Here is a 20607-nt window from a genome sequence, read left to right as displayed (position 1 = left end):
GCCAGGCGCGGGTTCCCCAGGGCTTACGCCCTGGGCTTTGCTGCTGGACCCCTTCAGGGTCCAATTGAAATCCGCATTTAAGCTCCATTCGTGCCAGGTTGCTCGTTCTACTTTGACATAAGGGGAAATGGTAGCCAGACACCATTTGTTGTTCCGGGCCAGACCAGGGAAAATAATTCCGAAGGTTTCTTAATTTTTTCGATCTTGCTTGCGGCCAAAGGGGTTGCTGCGCGAGAATAGGGGCCGCCATCTTCATGATCCATTGGGAACTCGCGCTTCGAATGTTTCGGCCCGATTTGCGCCGCGGCATCGCTGCCGTGACGTTAAAAATCGCATCGCTAGGGATTTATCAAGAGTTGGAGGTGACCCTTGAGTGAAGAAACAAAGATATCCAACATGACTCGCCGGGAAATGATGGGGACCGTCGGCAAGGCGGCAGCGGCATCGGTGGCCATCACTCCCCTCATGCAGACTCTCATCGTCTCCGGCGTCATCGCCGCGGATGAGCCGCTGAACGCCATTGCGGGCGTCGATCGCGTCACCGTGCTCCCGGGAAAGACCTACCTGATGGGCTGGGCCGGATTCGGCGGCGAACCGGCGAGGCAGGGGATGGGAGGCAGAGGAGGAGTTCCTGCGGCACCGACTCCGGCGTCCATTGATTTTCAGATGATCCAGGGCGCCAATCCCCCCAGCCGGTTTGTTCCTCTGTCCGTAGAGGGAGCCACGAGCGGGACTGTGTCAGCGGGTGCTCCCAAGCCCGCGTGGTTGTCGGTCACGCCCCAATCCTGGAATAGCGCACAGGGCCGGGGTGGGGGCCGCGGCGGAGGCAGCCGCATTTTGACTCTGACCGTAAATGCCGCACCTCTTTCTTTCGGCAGCTACCAGACGTTGCCTGCCAGTGCCGAGGCGCTTCCTCCCGGCAACTATCAGACGACCGTTACGGTCAATGCACCTGGGGCCGCCAATCCGGCGCAGACGATCGCCGTGAACCTCCGCATTCTTCCCGGCAGTTTCAATTGGAGCAAAGTGTCCGGCCCCGGAACCGTTACATTTGCGGATCCCAAGTCGCTCGCGACGACCGCGACGTTTTCCACTCCTGGCGCCTATGTCCTGAAGCTCACGGTCAAATCCGGTGAAACAACCGCTTCGTCGGACTTCAATGTTTCGGTGGAAACACCCCCGCCTGCGAAGCAACTGGACGCCGTCTATACTAAGCCCTTCAAGATCAACAGCCCGCTGTGGAACGCCCGCGCGAAGGCCCTGACCACCAGCTGGATCCCCCACTGCATCGACCAGATCAACCGGACCGATCTGACCCTGGGGCCGGGCGGCATCGACAATTTCATTGAAGCCGCCAAGGCGTTGCGCGGGGAGCCGCACGCCGCCCACAAGGGATACGTGTTCTCCAATGCCTGGGTCCATCAGACGGTCGAATCGATGAGCATCGCGCTGATGGTCGATCCCCAGGGCGATCCGGAAATCATCAAGGCCCATGAAAAATTCCGGGCGACCCTGGACGACTGGATCCCGAAGATCCTGGCCGCACAGCACCCAGACGGCTACCTGCAGACGGCCTTCACGCTACGCAACGTGGACCGCTGGCCGGATCGCTGGACGCCCCAAGGCAGGGGCAATCACGAAGGCTACACCGCCGGGTACTTCATCGAGTCGGCGATCAATCACTACCTTATGACCGACAAGAAAGATGCGCGCCTGTACAACGCGGCCAAGAAGCTGGCCGACTGCTGGTGCGACAACCTCGGGCCGGCCCCCAAGAAAGAATGGTTCGACGGCCACCAGGAAATGGAACAGGCCCTGGTGCGCTTCGGGCGTTTCGTCAACGACATGGAGGGCGGCGGCAAGGGCAACCGCTATATCCAGCTCGCGAAATTCTTGCTCGACAACCGGAAAAACGGCACCGAGTACGACCAGAGCCATCTGCCCGTCATTCAGCAGTATGAGGCGGTGGGGCACGCGGTGCGCGCCGTTTACACCTACTCGGGCATGGCCGATGTCGCCGTGGAAACGCACGATCCCGACTACCAGAGTGCCGTCAAATCGATCTGGGACAACGTCGTCAATAAGAAATACTACTTCACAGGCGGCGTAGGCAGCGGCGAGACCTCGGAAGGGTTTGGTCCCAACTACTCGCTGCGCAACGGCGCCTATTGCGAAGCCTGTTCCAGTTGCGGTGAAATTTTCTTCCAATGGAAGATGAACCTGGCGTATCACGACGCCAGGTATGCGGATCAGTATGAGTTGACGATGTTCAATGCCCTCCTGGGCGCGGTGGACCTCGAAGGAAAGAACTTCTACTACCGGAATCCGCTGGATGCCGTTGAACTTCGCTCCCCTTGGGATGCCTGCCCATGCTGCGTAGGCAACATTCCCAGGACTCTGCTCATGCTCCCGACGTGGGTTTATGCCAAGAGTGAAGACGGCGTCTATGTCAATCTCTTCGTCGGAAGTACGATAAACCTGGAAAACATAGCGGGCACCGACATTCAAATGGTGCAGGCCACGGATTATCCCTGGAACGGCAAGGTATCCATCACCGTCAATCCCAAAAAGCAAAAAACCTTCAGCGTAAGGGTTCGTGTTCCGAATCGTGACGTGAGCGTCCTTTACAAGGGCACGCCCGATGCGAATGGCATCACTACTTTGAAAGTCAACGGGTCGGCGGTGAAGCCCTCCATCGACAGAGGGTATGCCGTGATCACGCGGGCGTGGAAGACTGGGGACAAGATCGACCTCGAACTCCCCATGAAGGTGCAGCGCGTCAAAGCCAGCGACAAGATTGCGGCAACCCAGAACAAGGTGGCCCTGCGCTACGGACCTCTTGTTTACAACATCGAAAGAGCCGACCAGGACATCACAACGCCCATCAGCTCTACAGCCGCTCTGACCACTGAGTGGAAGGGAGATCTTCTGGGAGGAGTGATGGTGATCAAAGGCTCCTTTGCCGACGGCTCTCCGATGATGGCAATACCCAACTTTGCCCGGACCAATCGCGGTCCCGCGCCGCCGCCCCCACCGCCGCCTCAGCCGCAGCAGCAGGCCGGCGGACAGCCCGCGGCTCGCCCGGCGCCTCGTCCTCCCACATCCATCGTTTGGATCCCGGAGAAGTAAAGGGGCGAGCCGCGAAGACCTCAAAGACCGCAAAGAAGGCGAAGGATCTTGGGACACTTTGAAGTAAGCCTTTGCGGTCTTCGAGGTCTTCGCGGTTTAATGTTGCGTTTAGGGAATTCCATGCAATTTGGGTGCTGCGGCAGTCTGATCTCGCCCTCGACGGATCCCATCGGCATCGAGATGGTCGAGACGATGGCGGAGATCGGATTCGATTATATCGAGTTGTCGCTGGCGGATCTGGCTGCGTTGCCGGAGCGGGCGTTTTCCGGCCTGGCACGGCGTGTGGAACGGTCCGGCATCCGGTGTGAGGCCTGCAACAACTTCTTCCCGCCCCGGATCCGTCTGACCGGGGCCGAGGCTCGCTTGAATACGGCGCTCGATTATGCCGGCCGCGCCCTGGACCGAGCCGCCCGCCTGGGCGCGCGCATCATCGTATTCGGCAGCGCGGGTGCCAAAAACGTTCCCGATGGATTTTCCAAAACCGACGCATGGCGCCAAATCGTTGCCTTGCTCAAGCGACTGGGTCCTGTGGCTGCAGAGCACAACCTCACGATCGCGATCGAGCCGATCAACAAGCGGGAAGCCAACATCGTCAACCTGGTTGCCGACGGATTGCGTCTTGCCCGCGAGGTCAGGCATAGTAACATTCAACTGCTCGTCGATTTCTATCATTTCATGCTGGAGCGGGAGGACCTGGCGATCCTCGCCGAGGCAGGGCCCGCGATCCGCCACGTGCACTTCGCGAAGGTCGAGGGAAGAGGCTTCCCTGCCGCGCGGGAACCGGACTACGCCGGTTTCTTCGATACCCTGCGGCACGTGGGTTATTCGGGCCGGTGCAGTATTGAAGCGTGCACGACCGATTTCCCAACCGACGCTCGACGTGCGCTCCATATGTTGCGCGTTCAGGACAAGCCCGCGGCGGACTGCACCGGCGCTCCGAAGCAGCCCACGGCTTGATTCCGAGAATGACTTCGAGAGATCCGCGAAATTTTCCGTGGCGGATTATGATTCCGCACGACAGGAGTGATCGAATGCGAAAAGGTCTGAAGGGAAAGAAGCTGGGCATTATTCACGCGGCGCTGATCACAACGCGCGCCGTACAGAAGTATATCGACGAGATCATCCCGGAAGTGGAAGTGGTGCACTGGGTGGACGACACCATCCAGAACACCAACTTCGCCTGTGAGCCCGGCACGATCCCCAAAAAGAATTACGCCAAGTTTGTGCAGGCCGCCTTGTCGCAACAGGAGTACGGAGTGGATCTGATATTGCTCGCCTGCTCCACGTTCAACCGGGCGGCCGAGTATGCGCAGCCGATGATTGAGACGCCAATGTTACAGATCGACCGGCCCATGATGGACCTCGCCGTCCAGGACGGCGATCGGATCGGACTGCTGGCCACGGTGCCGACGACCGTGCCCTCTTCCGAGCGCCTCTTGCGTCTCGCGGCCGAAGAAGCGGGGAAAGTGATCGACGTCAAGCTTCGCCTCTGCAGCGAGGCCTTCCGGATTCTCAAGGCCGGCAATCCGGAAAAGCACAACGACATGCTGCTCGAGGAAATCGACCGCCTGTCCGGTGAAGTCGATGCCATCGTCATGGCTCAGGTTTCGATGACCGCACTCGAACCACGACTCGACCACACGAAGGTCCCCGTCTACAATAGCGGACGCACCTCCTTCAACAGGATCCGTCAAATCCTGGAAGCGATCGGATAATGGAAATGTTCCACCAGACACGCAGCATCAAGGAACTCGAGCGGATAGCCGCATTGATCCGCCTGCACATTGTGGAAATGGTCGGCGTGGGGCAGAGAGGGCACCTGGGCGGTTCCTGTTCTGCGGCCGACATCGTCACTGCGCTCTACTTCGCAAAGATGCGCCATGATCCGGCTGATCCCGCCTGGCCCGACCGCGACCGCTTTCTCCTCAGCAAGGGCCACAGCGCACTCGCGCAGTATGCCGCCCTCGCCGAATGCGGCTATTTCCCCAAACATGAATTGAAGAAAGTCAAGACGTTGGGAGCCATGCTGCAGGGGCATCCTGACCGGCTCAAAACGCCGGGCATCGAGGCCAACACGGGCTCGCTGGGACAGGGCATATCGATCGCCTGCGGCATGGCTGCCGGGCTCAGGATCGACGGCCGGGAGAGCCGCGTCTACTGCATCCTCGGAGACGGGGAAGCGGCTGAGGGCCAGGTCTGGGAGGCTTCACATACAGCAGCGTTCTATAAGCTGGATAACCTGGTGGCGATCCTCGACAACAACCGCTTGATGGCGACCGGCCCCATCGCCAGGCGCTACGACACCTCCCCCTATCCAGAGAAGTGGAGGGCGTTCGGCTGGCACGTGCTCGAGACCGATGGCCACAATATCGCGGCCATCCTCGAGGCACTCGACGCCGTGAACGAGATCCAGGGGAAGCCCAAGATGGTCATCGCACACACGATCAAGGGGAAGGGGATCTCGTTTGCGGAGAACCGGCCGGAGTTTCACAACGGCATCCTGAACGCCGAACAGTTCGCTCAGGCCTGCCGGGAACTGGGGAAGGAACAGTGAAGCCGCGAAACACACGAAATTCCCAAAACGACTTTCGTCTATTTCGTTGGTCTCGTGGTCCCGACGGCGCAGCGAGGGAGGATGATTGATCCCATGAGAATGCAGAATCCACGCGAGGTCTATGGCCGCACGCTGGTCGAACTCGGCCGGGAAAATCCCAACGTCGTGGTGCTCGAGGCTGATTTGGGCAAGTCCACCATGACCTGCTACTTCGAAGAAGCGTTTCCCGAGCGCTTCTTCGAAATGGGGATCGGCGAAGCCAACATGACCTCCTTTGCCGCCGGCCTCTCGCTGACCGGAAAGATCCCGTTCACCAATTCCTTCGCGGTCTTCGCAGCCGGGCGATCCTTTGATCAGATACGCCAGGGCATCTGCATCCCGAAGCTCAACGTCAAGATCGTCGGCTCGAGCGCCGGACTGTCAGATTATGGCGACGGTTCTTCGCACCAGACGGTGGAGGACGTGGCCATCATGCGGGCCATCCCCAACCTCACGGTTCTCGTACCTGCGGACGCCGTCGAGACCCGCAAAATGACGCGTGCGATCGCCGCTTTTCACGGCCCAGTCTACATGCGGATCACACGCAACGATCTCACCGATGTGACTCCTGAAGACACGCCTTTCGAAATCGGGAAGCCCGCCCTCGTTCGCGACGGCAGGGACGTCGTCGTTTTTGCCATGGGTCAGATGGTTTCCGAAGCGCTTGCAGCCGCAGAGTCCCTCGAAACCAAGGGAATCTCGTTGCGCGTCGTGAATGTGAGCACCCTCAAGCCGGTTGACGAAAGGGCATTACAGGCTCTTGCTCTGGGGATGAAGGGCATCGTCACCGCTGAGGAACATTCCCTGATCGGCGGCCTGGCAAGCGTAATCACTTTCGCCTTCCGCGGCCAGGGCATCCCCGTGCGATGTGTGGGAATCGAAGACAACTTCGGTCAGTCGGCGCAGAGCTATAAGGATCTGCTGGAAGCGTATAGCCTCACAGCCAACCAGATTGCCGCCAGCACCATGGAAACAATAGGATTGGACCCGCAAAAGTTGAAAAACGGGCGGATTTTTTAAATTTTGCAGATCCGATCTCCGGATTGGGTGCTTCAAGGAGCTGACATGAAAAAAATTGGTTTTATCGGTTTGGGCATCATGGGCAAGCCCATGGCGAAGAACCTGCTGAAGGCGGGTCACGAGCTGGTTGTTCACGATATTCGACCCGAGCCCGTCACGGAAATGGCTCGAGCCGGCGCCGTGGCGGGCCAGTCTCCCAAGGATGTGGCGGCACGCAGCGAAGTGATTATCACCATGCTGCCCAATTCTCCCGAGGTTAAAGAGGCAGCGCTGGGTAAGGAGGGTGTAATCGAGGGGATTCGCGCAGGCTCCATTTTCATCGACATGAGTTCCATTGCTCCCCTGGCGAGCCGGGAAATTGCCGCTTGCTTTGCGAAGAAAGGCGTCCCCATGCTCGACGCGCCGGTAAGCGGCGGCGAACCCAAGGCCATCGAGGGCACCCTCGCCATCATGGCCGGCGGGCCGCAACAGGCGTTCGCCGAAGTGAAGGATATTCTTGGGGTCATGGGCGCATCGGTCACGCGCGGCGGCGAAATCGGCAGCGGCAACGTCACCAAACTCGCCAATCAGATCATTGTGGCGCTGAACATCGCCGCCCTTTCCGAAGCAATGGTTCTGGCGACGAAGGCCGGCGTCGATCCCAGGATGGTCTTCCAGGCCATCCGCGCCGGCCTGGCCGGCAGCACCGTGATGGACGCCAAAATGCCCATGATCCTGGCAGGCAACTTCAAGCCGGGCTTCCGCATCGAACTCCATATCAAGGATCTCATGAACGCGCTCGACACTGCCCATAGCCTGGGCGTGCCGATCCCACTCTCCAGCCAGGTCCTGGAAATCATGCAGGCGCTCAAAGTGGACGGCAAAGCCGGGAACGACCACAGCGGCCTCGTCGAGTTCTACGAGAACCTGGCCAAGGTACAAGTGCGAGGCTGAGGGCAAGGGGATCGAATCTGCAAAAGTCAAAAAAAACGGATTTTTTTGACCTTTGCAGAGCCGACCCCGATTATATGGGCCGAGATTATGGAAGTCAGGATTCCTCGCATTGCCACTCGCTGGTGGATCGCGATTCTGCTTTGCGCCGCGATCACCGTCAGCTATTTCGACCGGCAGACGCTTTCGGTGGCCGTGGGCGAGATCAGGAAGCAAATCCCCATCCCGGACGAAAAATTCGCGCACCTGAACACTGCATTCCTGATCACCTATGGTCTGATGTATGTCATCGGCGGAAAGCTGATCGACGCACTGGGCACACGTTTGGGGTTCTTTCTGATTATGGCGTGGTGGTCGCTGGCGTGCGCCAGTCATGGCCTCGCGACCGGTTTCACGGCGCTGGCCATAAGCCGTCTCATGCTTGGAGTAGGTGAGGGCGGTGGCTTCCCGGCGGCCACCAAGGCCGTGGCCGAGTGGTTCCCGATGCGGGAGCGCTCGACGGCGATGGGTATCATCAATGCGGGAACGGCCGTGGGGGGAATCATCGCCCCTCCCGCGATCGCCGCCATTTTGTCCTACGCCCGTTGGCCCTGGGTTTTTTATTTCTCGGGAGCTGCAGGACTCGTCTGGACCGTGTGGTGGCTGCGTGCTTATTACCCGCCGGCACGTCATCCCCGGCTTTCCGGCGCCGAAAGGAGCGAACTGCAGGAAATAATGGCAGTGAGCGGACCGAGAGATCCCGGCATTCCCTGGATTCGACTCTTCCGCTACTCGCAGGTCTGGACCCTGGTCATCGCCAAGTTTCTCACCGACGCCGTCTGGTATTTCATCGCGTTCTGGCTGCCAAAGTATCTGCTGGATACGCGCGGGTACAACGTCAAGGAGGTGGGGTATTACGCCTGGATACCGTGGGCGGCCGCCGGCATCGGCTGCCTGGTCGTCGGCTCATTTTCGAGCTGGCTGGTCGGGCGGGGATTCGCGCTGAACCGCGCCCGCAAGATCGCCTTGGGAGTCAGCGTATCCGTCATGCCTTGCCTCCTGTTCGTTCCCTTCGCCTCGAATCGCTGGATTATCGTTCCCTTCGCGATCGCGTATTTCGGACAGCAGGCTTGGTCCACGCTGGTGATGACGTTGCCGGCCGACATATTTCCACGCCGGGTCGTAGGTGCCGTCGCCGGCCTGGTCGGCTTTGGTGGCGCGATGGGCGGCATCGTCTTCGGGGAGCTTGCCGGCCAGATGCTCAAATACGGCACCGGATATGGCCCCATCTTCATGATCGCGGGGACACTCCATGTGCTCGCATTCCTGCTGATCGTGGTGATCATCCGCAACGTGCAGCCAATAGACGTCCCCATCCTCACGGCGCAAGAGCCGGCCGTGCAGGCCGGCCCCTGAACAGTCCCCGACATTCCCTTCCTCAGCTTTGAAGTCACGGTGGGTTTCCGGCGTGTTAAATAATCGATACGTTTCGTGAGCCGTTCTGGTATAGGCTCTAGGGCACACAAGCAAGATCGCCCAGAAGGTCACGCTGGAGGCGGATGCCATGAAAAAGCAGCGAAGTCTCTCGAGGAGAGGATTCCTACAAACGGGAGCGGCCGGAGTCGGCGTAATGGCGGTGGCCGGGGGAAGCGCACACAGCTTCGCGCAAGCCCCGGCGATGCGCTCGGCGTCCGGATACCCCGTCCTCGACACGGTGGATGTTCTGGTGGTGGGGGGAGGCCCGGCCGGCATCGGAGCTGCGCTGGGGGCGGCCCGCGCCGGGGCGAAGACCCTGTTGATCGAGAACCACTCGTTTTTCGGCGGTGTGGCGGCATGGATGTTGGGAATGGAGATCAACCAGGTGCGTCCCGGAGGCAAACCGCGCTCAGCGGTTCACGAGTTGCTGATCGAAAAGCTCGTGGCCTATGGGGACCAGGCGGTGAGCATCGGCACGCTGAACAAGCATGAGCTCTGGTGCAACGTCGAATACCTCAAGGTCGCGGTTCTCGATGCCCTGGAAGCGGCCGGCGCGCGCTATTTGGTGCATGTGCGCGCCGTGGATGCAGTGGTCGAGCGCAATCGCGTGACCGGCGTGGTAGTCGGCACCAAGCGCGGGTTGATGGTGGTCCGTGCCAAGGCCGCAATCGACTGCACAGGCGATGCTGATGTCTCGTATTATGCGGGGGCGGAGACCATGATGGATCCCAAGAGTCTCATGCCGATGACCCTGGCGCTGGCCCTCACCAACATCGACAAGACCAAGGTCAGATCCGCCGACATTTCGTCGGCCATCCGCAACGGGAGGAAGAAATACCCTTTGATTCCGTCAGGGTTTCTGGAGATCAGGCCCATTGTCCAGAGCAGCAGTTGGTTCATCAACCATTCGGGAACCGCGGATATGGGACGTATCGATGCCACGGATCCCGTGGAGCGCACGAAGGCCGAGTGCGCAAGCCGCCGGCAAGCCCTCCAGATGGCCCAGGCGCTGCGGGGATCGGACAATCCGAACATCAACCAGATCGAGTGGGTCGCCGCCGGCCCACAGCTCAGCGTCCGGGAAAGCCGCCGCGTCAAGGGCTTGTACGTAATCACCGAGCAGGATGCCAGAGCCGGTCAGAAATTCGAGGATGTCATCGCATGGCGCAGCGGGCTCATGGATCCCGGGGGAGAAATCGGCGGGCCCGGCGGTTCGATGAAGACCCATGACGTGCCCTACCGGGCGCTCGTGCCTGAGAAACTCGACGGGCTACTGGTCGCCGGCCGCTGCATTTCAACCTCCCATGTGGCCGCCGCGGCGGCCAAGAGCATGGGCAACTGCATGGCCACCGGTCATGCTGCCGGCCTGGCAGCTTCCCTGGCAGCGCAAAAAGGGATCCAGCCCCGGGACGTGAAAGTGCCGGAACTCCAGGACAAGCTGCGCGCAGACGGCGTGGATCTGGAAGTCACAGGCCGCGATCCATAAACGTTGCGAAACACCCTATCATGCGCCAGGGCGCACCCTACGACGCATGAAAAGCTCATCCTATCCGGTTGTTAAACGTCGGGATCGGTATCGCAATCGATATCGAGGTCGCTATCGGCTTTCGCCGGCCAAGAGTTCCGATTGCGATGGCGATTGCGATACCGGATCTATTTTCGAAGTAGTCACAGTAATTTCTTGCAGGGGATTTTGGCATTTGGCAACTGGCTGCGGTTTGGAAGGAGGCCGCGGATATGGATAACACGATGGATCGGCGCGAGTTTTTGGGAACGGTGGCGGCGGCGTCCGTGGTGTTCTCGCCGCTCGCCCAGGGCGTTCCGGCAGCACAAAATACGCCGGCCGGCAGCGTCGGCAGCAAGATCACGCCCAAGGGCAAGATCGTGATACAGCCGTTCGATTACCAGGGGATTGCCTTTGGTCCGAGCCGCTGGCAGCAGCAGTACCAGTCGGCGCGCGACTACTACCTGCGCGTCCCGGATGACGACATCCTCTATGGGTTCCGCCGCGCCGCAGGGCTGAACGCCCCGGGCAAGGTGCTCGGGGGCTGGGCAAACCGCGATTCTTCGGTCATCTTCGGCCAGTGGCTCCAGGCTATGGCGCGCACCTCAAGAGCCAACAACGACACTGAGCTGCGCGGCAAGGCGGTCAAACTCGCCGACGAATGGGCCAAAACGATCGGCGCCGACGGCAACCCGCGCATGCAACACTACCCATGGGAGAAGCTGGTGGGTGGGCTGTCCGATATGCACCAATACGCCGGCCATGGCGGCACGCCGGCGCTGATCGATAAGGTCGTCGACTGGGGAATCAAAAGCCTCGATCGCACGCGCACGCCGGCCGCAAACGCACCCTGGGAACTCCACTCGGGGACGCCGCTGGAGTGGTACACGCTCAGCGAAAACCTTTATCGCGCCTATATGCTCACGGGCCTGGCAAAATACAAGGAGTTCGGCGACGTCTGGCGCTACGACGCTTACTGGAACAAGTTCGCCGAAACCAACGCGCCGTCTAATGCCCATGGCGTGCACGCCTACAGCCACTGCAACTCGTTCAGCGGCGCGGCCATGGCTTACCTGATCGAGGGCGATCCCAGGCTTCTCCAGATCCTGAAAAACTTCTACGATTTTCTGCAGAGCTCGCAATGCTATGCAACGGGAGGTTTCGGACCGGCCGAGCGCTACGTGTTCGCCGACGGCGCCCTCGGTGAATCGCTGGCGCTCCGCCTCGACAGCTTCGAGGCGCCGTGCTGCTCCTGGGCGGCGTTCAAGCTGGCAAAATACTTGATGATGTTCACGGGTGAAGCGCGTTACGGCGACTGGATTGAGCGGCTGCTTTACAACGCCATTGGCGCGGCTCTCCCCATCGTCGAAAACGGCAAACACTTCTACTATGCCAACTACCAGCTTGGCGCCGGAATGAAGATCTATTCGCGCAACAACTACACCTGCTGCTCCGGAACCTATTTTCAGGACGTCGTGGAGTACCAGAACCTGATTTACTTCAAGGACGACTCGGCGCTGCACGTCAACCTCTATCTCCCCTCGTCGGTGACCTGGGAGGCGGGCGGGCGCACCGTTCGGCTCACGCAGGAGACATCCTATCCGGAGGCCGAGACGGTCGCGATGCGGCTGGAACTGGCGCAACCGGCCAATTTTGCGCTGCGGCTGCGCGTGCCCGGCTGGTCAAGCGGAGTCTCGTTCAAGGTGAATGGGAACATCGTCAATGTGGCGGCGCGGCCGGGCGAGTGGGCGTCCATCCAGCGCGACTGGCAAGGCGGCGACCGGATCGAAATGACGATCCCGCTGCGCTTCCGCCGTGCGCCGATCGATCGGCAGCATCCCAACCGGGTGGCCATCGTACGTGGGCCGGTTGTCTATGCGCAGCAGGTCGTGCACAAGCACCTGGTAGGCATTCCGAAGGACGACGAAGCGCTAAACCAATGGATGGTGGCGAGCAACGACCCGGCGGTTTTCCGCTATGCCGGTCAGGAACAGTCCTCCCAGCGCGACGATTTCATGCCGCTCTACCGTTTCACGGAGATGGCGACGTATCGGATGTATTTCGACCCGGCGCTGCGGAACGTTCTCTGGTAATTCTGAGGGGGGACGCATCTGCAAAGATCAAAGAATCGACTGATTTCTTAATTTCTGCAGATGCGTCCCCCTTTTCCTCGCAGCCGTTCTCACATCGGGGCCGAATATCCCTCTGGCCTAAATGCGTTCGACTAGTTGCCTGGGCCTCTCCCTGGCGGGGGCGGAGGCAACTGGTTCCAATTCGGCGGCTCGACGCCCAGCAGGTGGCGGACGAGGAAGTCATCGCGGAAATGAGAACTGATGCTGCCGGCCCCGTGGTCGGAGTTCGGCACCACGAGCATGTCGAACTGCTTGTTGGCCCTAAGCAAGGCATTGACGACCTGCATGGTGGAAGATGGATCCACGTTAGTGTCCAGCTCGGGAACAATCAGCATCAGCCTCCCCTGCAGCTTGCCCGCGTTTTCCATGTTGGATGACGCAACATACTCGGGGCCGAGCGGCCATCCCATCCACTGCTCGTTCCACCAGATCTTGTCCATGCGATTGTCGTGACAACCGCTGTTGGCGACGGCGACTTTGTAAAACTCCGGGTGGAACACCATGGCTCCCATCGCATTCTGCCCGCCGGCGGAAGTCCCGTAAATGCCCACTCGGGTGATGTCGTACCAGGGATATTTTGCGGCGACCGCCTTGTGCCAGAGGATGCGATCCGGGAAGCCGGCATCGCCCAGGTTTTTCCAGGCGACATCGTGGAATGCCTTCGAGCGGTTGCTTGTCCCCATGCCGTCCATCTGCACCCAGATGAATCCCAGTTCCGCAATCGCCTGACCCGTACCGTTCCAGGTCTTGGAAACGAATGAGCCTTGGGGTCCCGCATAGATGCTTTCGACCACGGGATATTTCTTCGCGGGATCGAAATTGGTTGGCCGGAAAATGACGCCCCAGATGTCGGTCTTCCCGTCGCGGCCCTTGGCCACGAAGGCCTCGGGCATTTTGAAGCCTGCGGCGAGGAGCGCCGAAGCGTCCGCCTTCTCCAGGTCCATGATCACCTTCTGGTCCTCGCCGCGACGCAGTTGCGACACCGGCGGCAGGTCGACCCGCTGCCAGGTGTCGATGTAATACCGGGGATCACCCTGGGTCCAGTCGGGCCAGGGCGTCAACGAGTGGTTGCCGTCGGCGTCCGTCAGTTTGACCAGGCCGGTGCCGTCAAAATTGATGCGGTAAAAATGAGTGAAATATGGGTCCTGCCCGGGGTTCATGCCGCCGGCCTCGAACCAGATCTGCCGTTTGGCTTCATCCACTCGGTCGACGTTGCGCACTACCCATTCACCCTTGGTGATCTGATTCTTCACCTTGCCCGTTACGCCGTCGTAGAGATACAGATGCTCCCAACCGTCGCGTTCCGAAGCCCAGATGATCTCCTTGCCGTCATTGAGGTCGCGGCGGTACTTCCTGCCGGCCGAGAGGCCCGACCCCAGGTTGTTGTAGTATATGAACGTCTTGCTTTCTTCCGAGATGAGGGAGCGCGCCTTGCCGGTTTGGGCGTCCACTTCGATGACGCGATACACCTGGTGGCCGCGCTGATTGTATTCGAACGTGAAGGCGCGACCATCCTTCCACCACGCGGGCCTTGAGAGGCTGAACGCATTCGGGAAAAGGGCCGGATCGATCTCGGTCTCCTTCTTGCTGGCCACGTCGAAAAGGGCCGGGGAGGCAATATCCAACGCGTCGCCCGGCTTGCGGTAAAGGTTGGAGGTGCGGGTTGTCGGCTGAAGCTGGTCCGCGGGCGATGATACGATGTAATGAATCCGGCGATCATAACCCGGGCGTGTTTGGTACGCCACCAGCTTCGTGGAATCCGGCGACCAGGCGATGGAATCAAAAGTGTAGTAGTTGCCTTCCGAACCGTCGAAGCTCAGTGGAATCGCCGGCCCCCTGGGGCTCAATGGCTGCAGGTACACATTGAAGTTCTGAATGAATGCATCCCATTTGCCGTCGAAAGAGCCGCACAGCTGAGGTTCAGTGGGCGTCTGGCCGGCAGCGGCCGGGCCGGCAGCCCCGCGGCCGCCCGTGCCGGTACCGCCACGGCCCTGGCCTGGCGCTCCAGCCGGGGTACGGGGGCGGCACCTCTCCTGGCCCTGGCCGGCACCTCTGCCTTGACCGCCGCCCTGCAGCAGGGGAGGCGCGAGGTACTCGAGACCGTCCACCGGATCGCCGCCTACTTCCATCGGATTGGCGAGCTGGTCATCGTCCGCCGCCAAAGAACTATCTGCGGGTGCCCCGCCGCGGCCGCCGGACCGGCCCCGCGGCCTCCTCCTCCTCCACCACCACCACGGCCGCCCGCCTGGGGCGCGAACGGCAGATTTAGCGCCGTGTATTTGCCGCCCGACGCCAGATTGATGGCCGCTGCGAGTTTTACATGATCGAAGGCCGGCTTCTTCGACGCCGCCTCCGCATCTACCAGAACAAATTCATAGCCGCCCTTTACCGACTTGTAGTACCAGAAATGGTTGCTGCCGGTGATCCAGTTCGCAGTACCCGGGACATTAGCCACCAATCCTCGAAACTTGGTGCCGAGGTCTTGGGCCCGCTGATAATCAGCCTGGGTCCCCTGCGCCTGGACCGCTGTCGGCAGAAGCACACCCAGACCCAAAACCGCGACCATCAGGAATAGGGCGGTCAACAATCGATTCATGAATCTCATATATCCTCCTGCGTAACCGAAAGGTTGATCATCAGCGGGGCTTCGCTTGCTGATCGTGCGCGCGCCACGTCGGTTGAATACATCATTAGTTCTTGAAAGTGGCCATTCGTGTTCTTCGAGGCTGCCTTTAAGCAAATCCCTTTTCATGCGCCTGCGAACTCCCCTGGAGCAAATGCAAGAGGTTCCAGGCGGCGATTTGTGGCTTTTTTATCCCAAGCGGCGTGCAGGAGCAAGGATAATAAAAGAGGATTATTAAAGAAGCGTGCGAACTTTCTCCTGCGAACCAACCTGGCTGCTGTATCATAGGGCACTACTTCCCCGAACTCCGGGCGATCCGGACGGGGCTTTTTCACGCTTAGAGGTGGAAAACGCCTTTCTTTAGATGGAGGTCAGACGGTGGCCGATCGAACTTTAACCGCCTGCAAGACAAGCATGTGTGTTGCTGCAATTATTCTGTCCGGGATCATTGCGGGACCGACAAAAGCCCAGAACCGCCTGCCAGAGTACCCCGGCTACGCGCAATACCAGAAGATGAGCGGGGAGATCCGAAATGCGGTCAAGCTCGGCTCCCTGTCGGTGACGTGGAAGGACGGCGGCAAGTCGTTCGATTATCAGTGGAACGGGAAAATCTATCACTACGATATCGCGGCCCGGAAGGCAACGGAAGACGCCGCGGCGCCGCCTCAGACTCCACCCCAGGGCGGCAGGGGCGGCGTGGGGAGCGGCCGCGGCGGCAGCCAAGGCCGCGCAACCAGCTTTGCTCGGGCCGGCCAGCAGATGGGCGGGGGCGGCATCGTGCGTTCGCAGACGACGTCGGCACTGTCGCCCGACGGCAGGCACAACGCCTTCTCGCGTGACGGGAATCTGTGGATCAGCGACCCTGACGGCGGCAATGCCGTGGCCATAACCACAGACGGAAACGAGAAAGCCCGCATTCGCTTCGGCGTGGCGACGATCATTTACGGCGAAGAACTGGGGATGTCCGGGGGGATATTCTGGTCGCAGGATGGCAGAAAGCTTGCCTACTACGGGTTCGACGAAAGCAAAGTCCCCGATTACTATGTGCCGCTCAAACAGACGGCGCAGTACAACGCGCTGGAGGTCGACCCTTACCCGAAGGCAGGAGTGACCAGCCCGGTTGTCAATCTTTACATCTACGATCTGGACGCCAGGAGGTCGGTGCGGGTCGACGTGCGCGACGGCAAACCGTTTGAAGATTCGACGGTCGGGTACTATGTCTACCGCATTTACTGGTCGCCGGACGGCAGAGAGCTGCTCTTTCACCGCATGAATCGCAAACAAAACACCGTGGAATTTGCTGCCGCCAATCCGGACACTGGCAAATGCCGCGTTATCGTGCGCGAGGAATGGCTGCCGAGCTGGGTGGAGTGGGTCCCGACGGTCTATTTCCTCAACGACGGGAATCGCTTCATCTGGAGCTCCGAGCGCACCGGATTTAAGAACTACCACCTTTATGACCTCAGCGGCAAGCTGCTGGCGACGCTCACGAATCATCCATGCGAGATTTCCAGCATCGTGCGCGTTGACGAGGAAGCCGGGCTTCTCTACTACATGGCGCGCGATGGCGACAATCACATGAAGATGCAGTTGCACCGCGTCGGGCTGGATGGCAGAGGAGATAAACGCCTCACCGACCCCGCCTTCAATCATCGCGTGGACCTTTCTCCCGACGGCAGGTATCTCATCGATGTGGCTCAAACCCATGATGTCCCCCCGGTGACCCGCCTGGTGGACTCCGACGCCAAGGTGGTGGCGGAACTGGCAAAAAGCGATATGACCCGCTTCGAACAGCTGGGCTTGAAGCGCGTGGAACTCTTCAAATTCAAAGCGCCGGACGGGCAGACCGACCTTCACGGCATGTTGAGCTTCCCATCGAATTTCGACCCGGGCAAGAAATACCCGCTGCTCGTCAGCGTCTATGGGGGCCCTCTGACCAATGCCGCGAGCGAGAGTTTTGCCACTCCCAACCCAACCACGGAATACGGTTTCCTGGTGGCATCGTTCGATGCCCGCAGCGCCGCCGGGCGGGGCAAGCGGTTCATCGACGCCTTCTATGGGCACCTCGGCATCGTCGAGATGGATGACCAGGCCGAGGGGGTGAAGGAACTCTTGAAGAGGCCTTACGTGGATAAGAACCGTGTCGGCGTTTATGGCACGTCGTACGGCGGCACCGCTGCTGCGACGTTATTGATGCGTTTCCCCGAGCTCTTTCAGGCAGCCTGCTCCAGTTCGCCGGTAACCGATTATCGCAACTACAACGATGTCTACGGTGAGCGCTACCAGGGATTGGTCTCAGAAAACCGGTCGGGCTATGACGCGGCAGCCGTGATGACCTACGTGAACAACCTGAAAGGCAGGCTGCTTCTCTACTACGGCACCGCCGATAACAACGTGCATCCGTCGAACTCGCTGCAGCTTATCCAGGCGTTGCAGAAGGCCGGGAAAAATTTCGAAGTGCAGGTCGGACCGGATTTGGGCCATACCGGCGTCAATCCGGCTCGCATGATGGAGTTCTTCATAGAGAACCTGGTTCTCAAGCAGGCTCCGCCGCCAGGAAAGTGAAGCAGTGAAAATAGCCAGTGCCTTTGAGCCTTGAAGTCTTCGAGTCTTAGAGGTAAAGGTGCCGCGAAGACTCCAGGACTCGATGGCTCAAATGAATGGTGAAACTATCCATGAGATATTGGTGGCTCAAAATCGCCGGAATCGCAGCAATCGCTTTTTCGTTCTCCGCTTATCCGCAGACTTCACAACGCAAGCCCGATTACCGGATCTCGCCGGTTTCGTACAAGGACGTGCAGATCACGGACGCATTCTGGACTCCGCGTCTGGAAAGCAATCGCACGGTCTCGATCCCTGGCTTGTTGGACCGATATGACAAGACGGGCCGCAGCCCCGATCTACGACTCATCGAAGCAGCCTGCTATGTTCTCGCCAGGAATCCGGATGCTGCGCTGAGGAAGCGCGTCGATGGAACGCTCGACAGAATCATCGCCGAGATTCGCAGCCGGAAGCACAAGTGGTCCACTGAGGGAGACGGCGACGGGCTCTGGGCCGGTAACTTCCTGGAAACTTCGGTCGCTTACTTCGAGGCCACGGGAAGCCGTAAGCTGCTGGACGTGGCAATAGAGATCGCCGATGACCTGGATTCGGTCTTTGGGCCCGGCAGGCGGCATGACATTGCGAATCACGAGGGGATCAAGATCGGTCTCATCCGCCTCTATCGCTGCACCGGAAGCACGAAGTATCTGAACTTGGCCCGGTTCTTCCTCGATGCGCGCGGCGATCCTGCGGACCGGCCCGGCTTATACGGACCTTATGCTCAGGATCACCAGCCGGTGAAAGTTCAAACCCGGGCGATCGGCCATGCCGTGCGAGCCACGTACCTCTATATGCCGTTAACCGACATTGCGGCACTGACAGGCGATTCCGAATATGCCCGGGCGGACGAGCGCATCTGGGAAGACGCGGTATCAAAAAGGACCTATCTCACGGGCGGCGTCGGCAGCTATCGGGATGAAGAGGATTTCGGCGACGATTACGACCTGCCCAATCTCAGCGCCTGGAATGAGATCTGCGCCGCCTACGGCAATACTTTGTGGAACCAGAAGCTCTTTCTGCTACGCCAGGATGCCAAGTTCATCGACGTCCTGGAACGCACGCTCTACAATGCGTTCCTCGTGGGCGTGTCGCTGAGCGGCGATACCTATCTGTATCAGGCGCCGCTGAGAACATACGGCGGTTTCGCCAGGCAGCGCTGGTTCGGGCCGAACTGCTGCCCCCCCAATCTCGCCCGCCTCTTGCCCCAATTGGGGGGCCTGATTTACGCCCAAGGTGATCAGAGCCTGTACATAAATCTGTTTGTCGGCAGCAAGGCTGAGGTCAAACTGGGCGGCGTGCCCCTGACCGTGGCACAAGTAACCCGTTACCCATGGGATGGAGCCACCAGGCTGATCATCAATCCGCAGAAGCCACAGAAATTCGCCGTCTTCGTCCGCATTCCAGGCTGGGCCCGAAATCAGCCGATGCCTGGTCTGCTGTATCGATACCTGCCTGCTCCTGAACAGAAAATATCGATGACGATCAACGGCGCCACAGCATCGTACGAGGTGGAGAAGGGCTACGCACGGATCGAACGGGAATGGAAGGCCGGCGATACAATCGAGCTCAATCTCCCCATGCCGGTGCGCAGAGTGGTGGCCTCGGACCAGGTTGCAGATGATCGTGGCATGGTGGCGCTCGAGCGTGGCCCGCTGGTTTTCTGCGCCGAGCAAACCGACAACCCCGGCGGCGTTTTCAACCTGCTGCTGCCAGAGAACGCCGGCCTCGAATTCGCTTACCGGCAGAACCTGCTTGGGGGCATCGGCATGATCACAGGGAAGGCGATCGCGTTGCGCCGAGGTGTGGATCGTACTTCCATCGTCATGCAAACCCAGAATTTCACGGCGGTGCCGTATTACGCTTTCGGCAACCGGAGTCAGGGCGAAATGTCTGTCTGGCTTGCGCGCGACCGGTCGAAGGCCGGGATCGCGCCGGAGCCGACCATCGCCTCTACCAGCCGCGCAACCTCTTCGTGCGGCAACGGCACCGTTGCCGAGAACTACCCGGGGAATAAGCCGCCGACGATCGAACGGCGATTCTACCCGAGTTCCCAGGATGGGAGCGGCGCCATCAGCGCCATATACGATCAACTCGAACCGGTGAATTCTGAGGACGGGTCGGCGCCGTTCCTGAGGCTGCACCCCCAATCGGGCGATCGCGCCTGGGTCCAGTACGACTTTGCAGAACCGGCCAAAGTCTCATCCGTCGAGGTCTACTGGAAGGACGACAAGCAGGTCTGCGTGCTGCCGCAAAGCTGGCGCTTGCTGTATAAGGACGGGGACACCTGGAAGCCCGTAAGCGCATCAGGCCCCTATCCGGTTGCCAAAGATGTCTTCAACAAGGCGGCCTTTCAGCCGGTGACAACCTCCAGCCTGCGCCTCGAGATCCAGCTCCAGGGAAAGCTTTACAAGAAGGGAGCCCTCGGCCCGCCGGACGGCAATTATCTGACGCAGGATTTGACCTGGTACGAATGCGGCATCATCGAGTGGCGGGTGAACCGATAACTGCCCGGACTTGTTTTTCGGTCTCGAAAATATAAATGAAAAGCAAAAGCCCCACGCTGAGAGCGCGGATAGTTCGGGATTGAGGCCGGGGATGCACGGCATCCTCTGCGTCAAAC

13 protein-coding genes are annotated in these 20607 nt (G+C 60.1%); 11 read left to right on the top strand and 2 right to left on the bottom strand.

Annotated elements, in window-relative coordinates; translation table 11 throughout:
- Positions 1 to 396: 396 nt before the first annotated feature.
- The 9 genes from LAP85_23790 (at position 397) to LAP85_23750 (ending at position 12724) form a co-directional block, all read left to right on the top strand.
- The gene (locus LAP85_23790; protein MBZ5499432.1) at positions 397 to 3129 is read left to right on the top strand and encodes a glycoside hydrolase family 127 protein; all 2733 of its coding nucleotides are present in this window, start codon (positions 397 to 399) and stop codon (positions 3127 to 3129) included.
- A gap of 120 nt (positions 3130 to 3249) precedes the next feature.
- Positions 3250 to 4086, top strand: a complete 837-nt coding sequence (locus tag LAP85_23785; protein MBZ5499431.1) for a sugar phosphate isomerase/epimerase — start codon at positions 3250 to 3252, stop codon at positions 4084 to 4086.
- Between the two features lie 74 nt (positions 4087 to 4160).
- Positions 4161 to 4844 (top strand): aspartate/glutamate racemase family protein, encoded by a 684-nt coding sequence (locus tag LAP85_23780; GenBank protein MBZ5499430.1) that lies wholly within the window; start codon positions 4161 to 4163, stop codon positions 4842 to 4844.
- A gap of 5 nt (positions 4845 to 4849) precedes the next feature.
- Positions 4850 to 5683, top strand: coding sequence for a transketolase (locus LAP85_23775; protein MBZ5499429.1), 834 nt, complete (start codon positions 4850 to 4852; stop codon positions 5681 to 5683).
- A 93-nt stretch (positions 5684 to 5776) separates the two neighbouring features.
- The gene (locus LAP85_23770; GenBank protein MBZ5499428.1) at positions 5777 to 6742 is read left to right on the top strand and encodes a transketolase family protein; all 966 of its coding nucleotides are present in this window, start codon (positions 5777 to 5779) and stop codon (positions 6740 to 6742) included.
- A 45-nt stretch (positions 6743 to 6787) separates the two neighbouring features.
- A complete protein-coding gene (gene garR / locus LAP85_23765) occupies positions 6788 to 7675 on the top strand; it encodes a 2-hydroxy-3-oxopropionate reductase (protein MBZ5499427.1) in 888 nt (295 codons plus the stop codon).
- A gap of 87 nt (positions 7676 to 7762) precedes the next feature.
- The gene (locus tag LAP85_23760; protein ID MBZ5499426.1) at positions 7763 to 9067 is read left to right on the top strand and encodes an MFS transporter; all 1305 of its coding nucleotides are present in this window, start codon (positions 7763 to 7765) and stop codon (positions 9065 to 9067) included.
- A gap of 148 nt (positions 9068 to 9215) precedes the next feature.
- The gene (locus LAP85_23755) at positions 9216 to 10613 is read left to right on the top strand and encodes an FAD-dependent oxidoreductase (protein MBZ5499425.1); all 1398 of its coding nucleotides are present in this window, start codon (positions 9216 to 9218) and stop codon (positions 10611 to 10613) included.
- 251 nt (positions 10614 to 10864) lie between these two features.
- Positions 10865 to 12724 carry a glycoside hydrolase family 127 protein gene (locus LAP85_23750; protein MBZ5499424.1) on the top strand — a complete coding sequence of 620 codons (1860 nt, stop codon included), beginning with the start codon at positions 10865 to 10867 and terminating at the stop codon, positions 12722 to 12724.
- A 131-nt stretch (positions 12725 to 12855) separates the two neighbouring features.
- Here LAP85_23750 and LAP85_23745 read toward each other — a convergent pair whose 3' ends face one another.
- Positions 12856 to 14892: a S9 family peptidase gene (locus tag LAP85_23745; protein ID MBZ5499423.1), complete on the bottom strand. Its 2037-nt coding sequence runs from the start codon at positions 14890 to 14892 to the stop codon at positions 12856 to 12858.
- Positions 14883 to 15359 carry a hypothetical protein gene (locus LAP85_23740; GenBank protein ID MBZ5499422.1) on the bottom strand — a complete coding sequence of 159 codons (477 nt, stop codon included), beginning with the start codon at positions 15357 to 15359 and terminating at the stop codon, positions 14883 to 14885. The genes LAP85_23745 and LAP85_23740 overlap by 10 nt, the downstream gene beginning before the upstream one ends.
- A gap of 441 nt (positions 15360 to 15800) precedes the next feature.
- Between LAP85_23740 and LAP85_23735 the strand changes: the two genes are divergently transcribed.
- Together LAP85_23735 and LAP85_23730 are read left to right on the top strand one after the other, a co-directional pair.
- Positions 15801 to 17951, top strand: a complete 2151-nt coding sequence (locus LAP85_23735) for a DPP IV N-terminal domain-containing protein (GenBank protein MBZ5499421.1) — start codon at positions 15801 to 15803, stop codon at positions 17949 to 17951.
- Positions 17952 to 18061: 110 nt separating this feature from the next.
- Positions 18062 to 20491 (top strand): glycoside hydrolase family 127 protein, encoded by a 2430-nt coding sequence (locus LAP85_23730; GenBank protein MBZ5499420.1) that lies wholly within the window; start codon positions 18062 to 18064, stop codon positions 20489 to 20491.
- Positions 20492 to 20607: the final 116 nt, after the last annotated feature.

It is taken from the genome of Terriglobia bacterium (assembly GCA_020072565.1).
Taxonomy (GTDB): domain Bacteria; phylum Acidobacteriota; class UBA6911; order UBA6911; family UBA6911; genus JAFNAG01.
The sequence above is the reverse complement of the archived record's forward strand: the minus strand, read 5'-3'. Positions and strand labels throughout refer to the sequence as shown.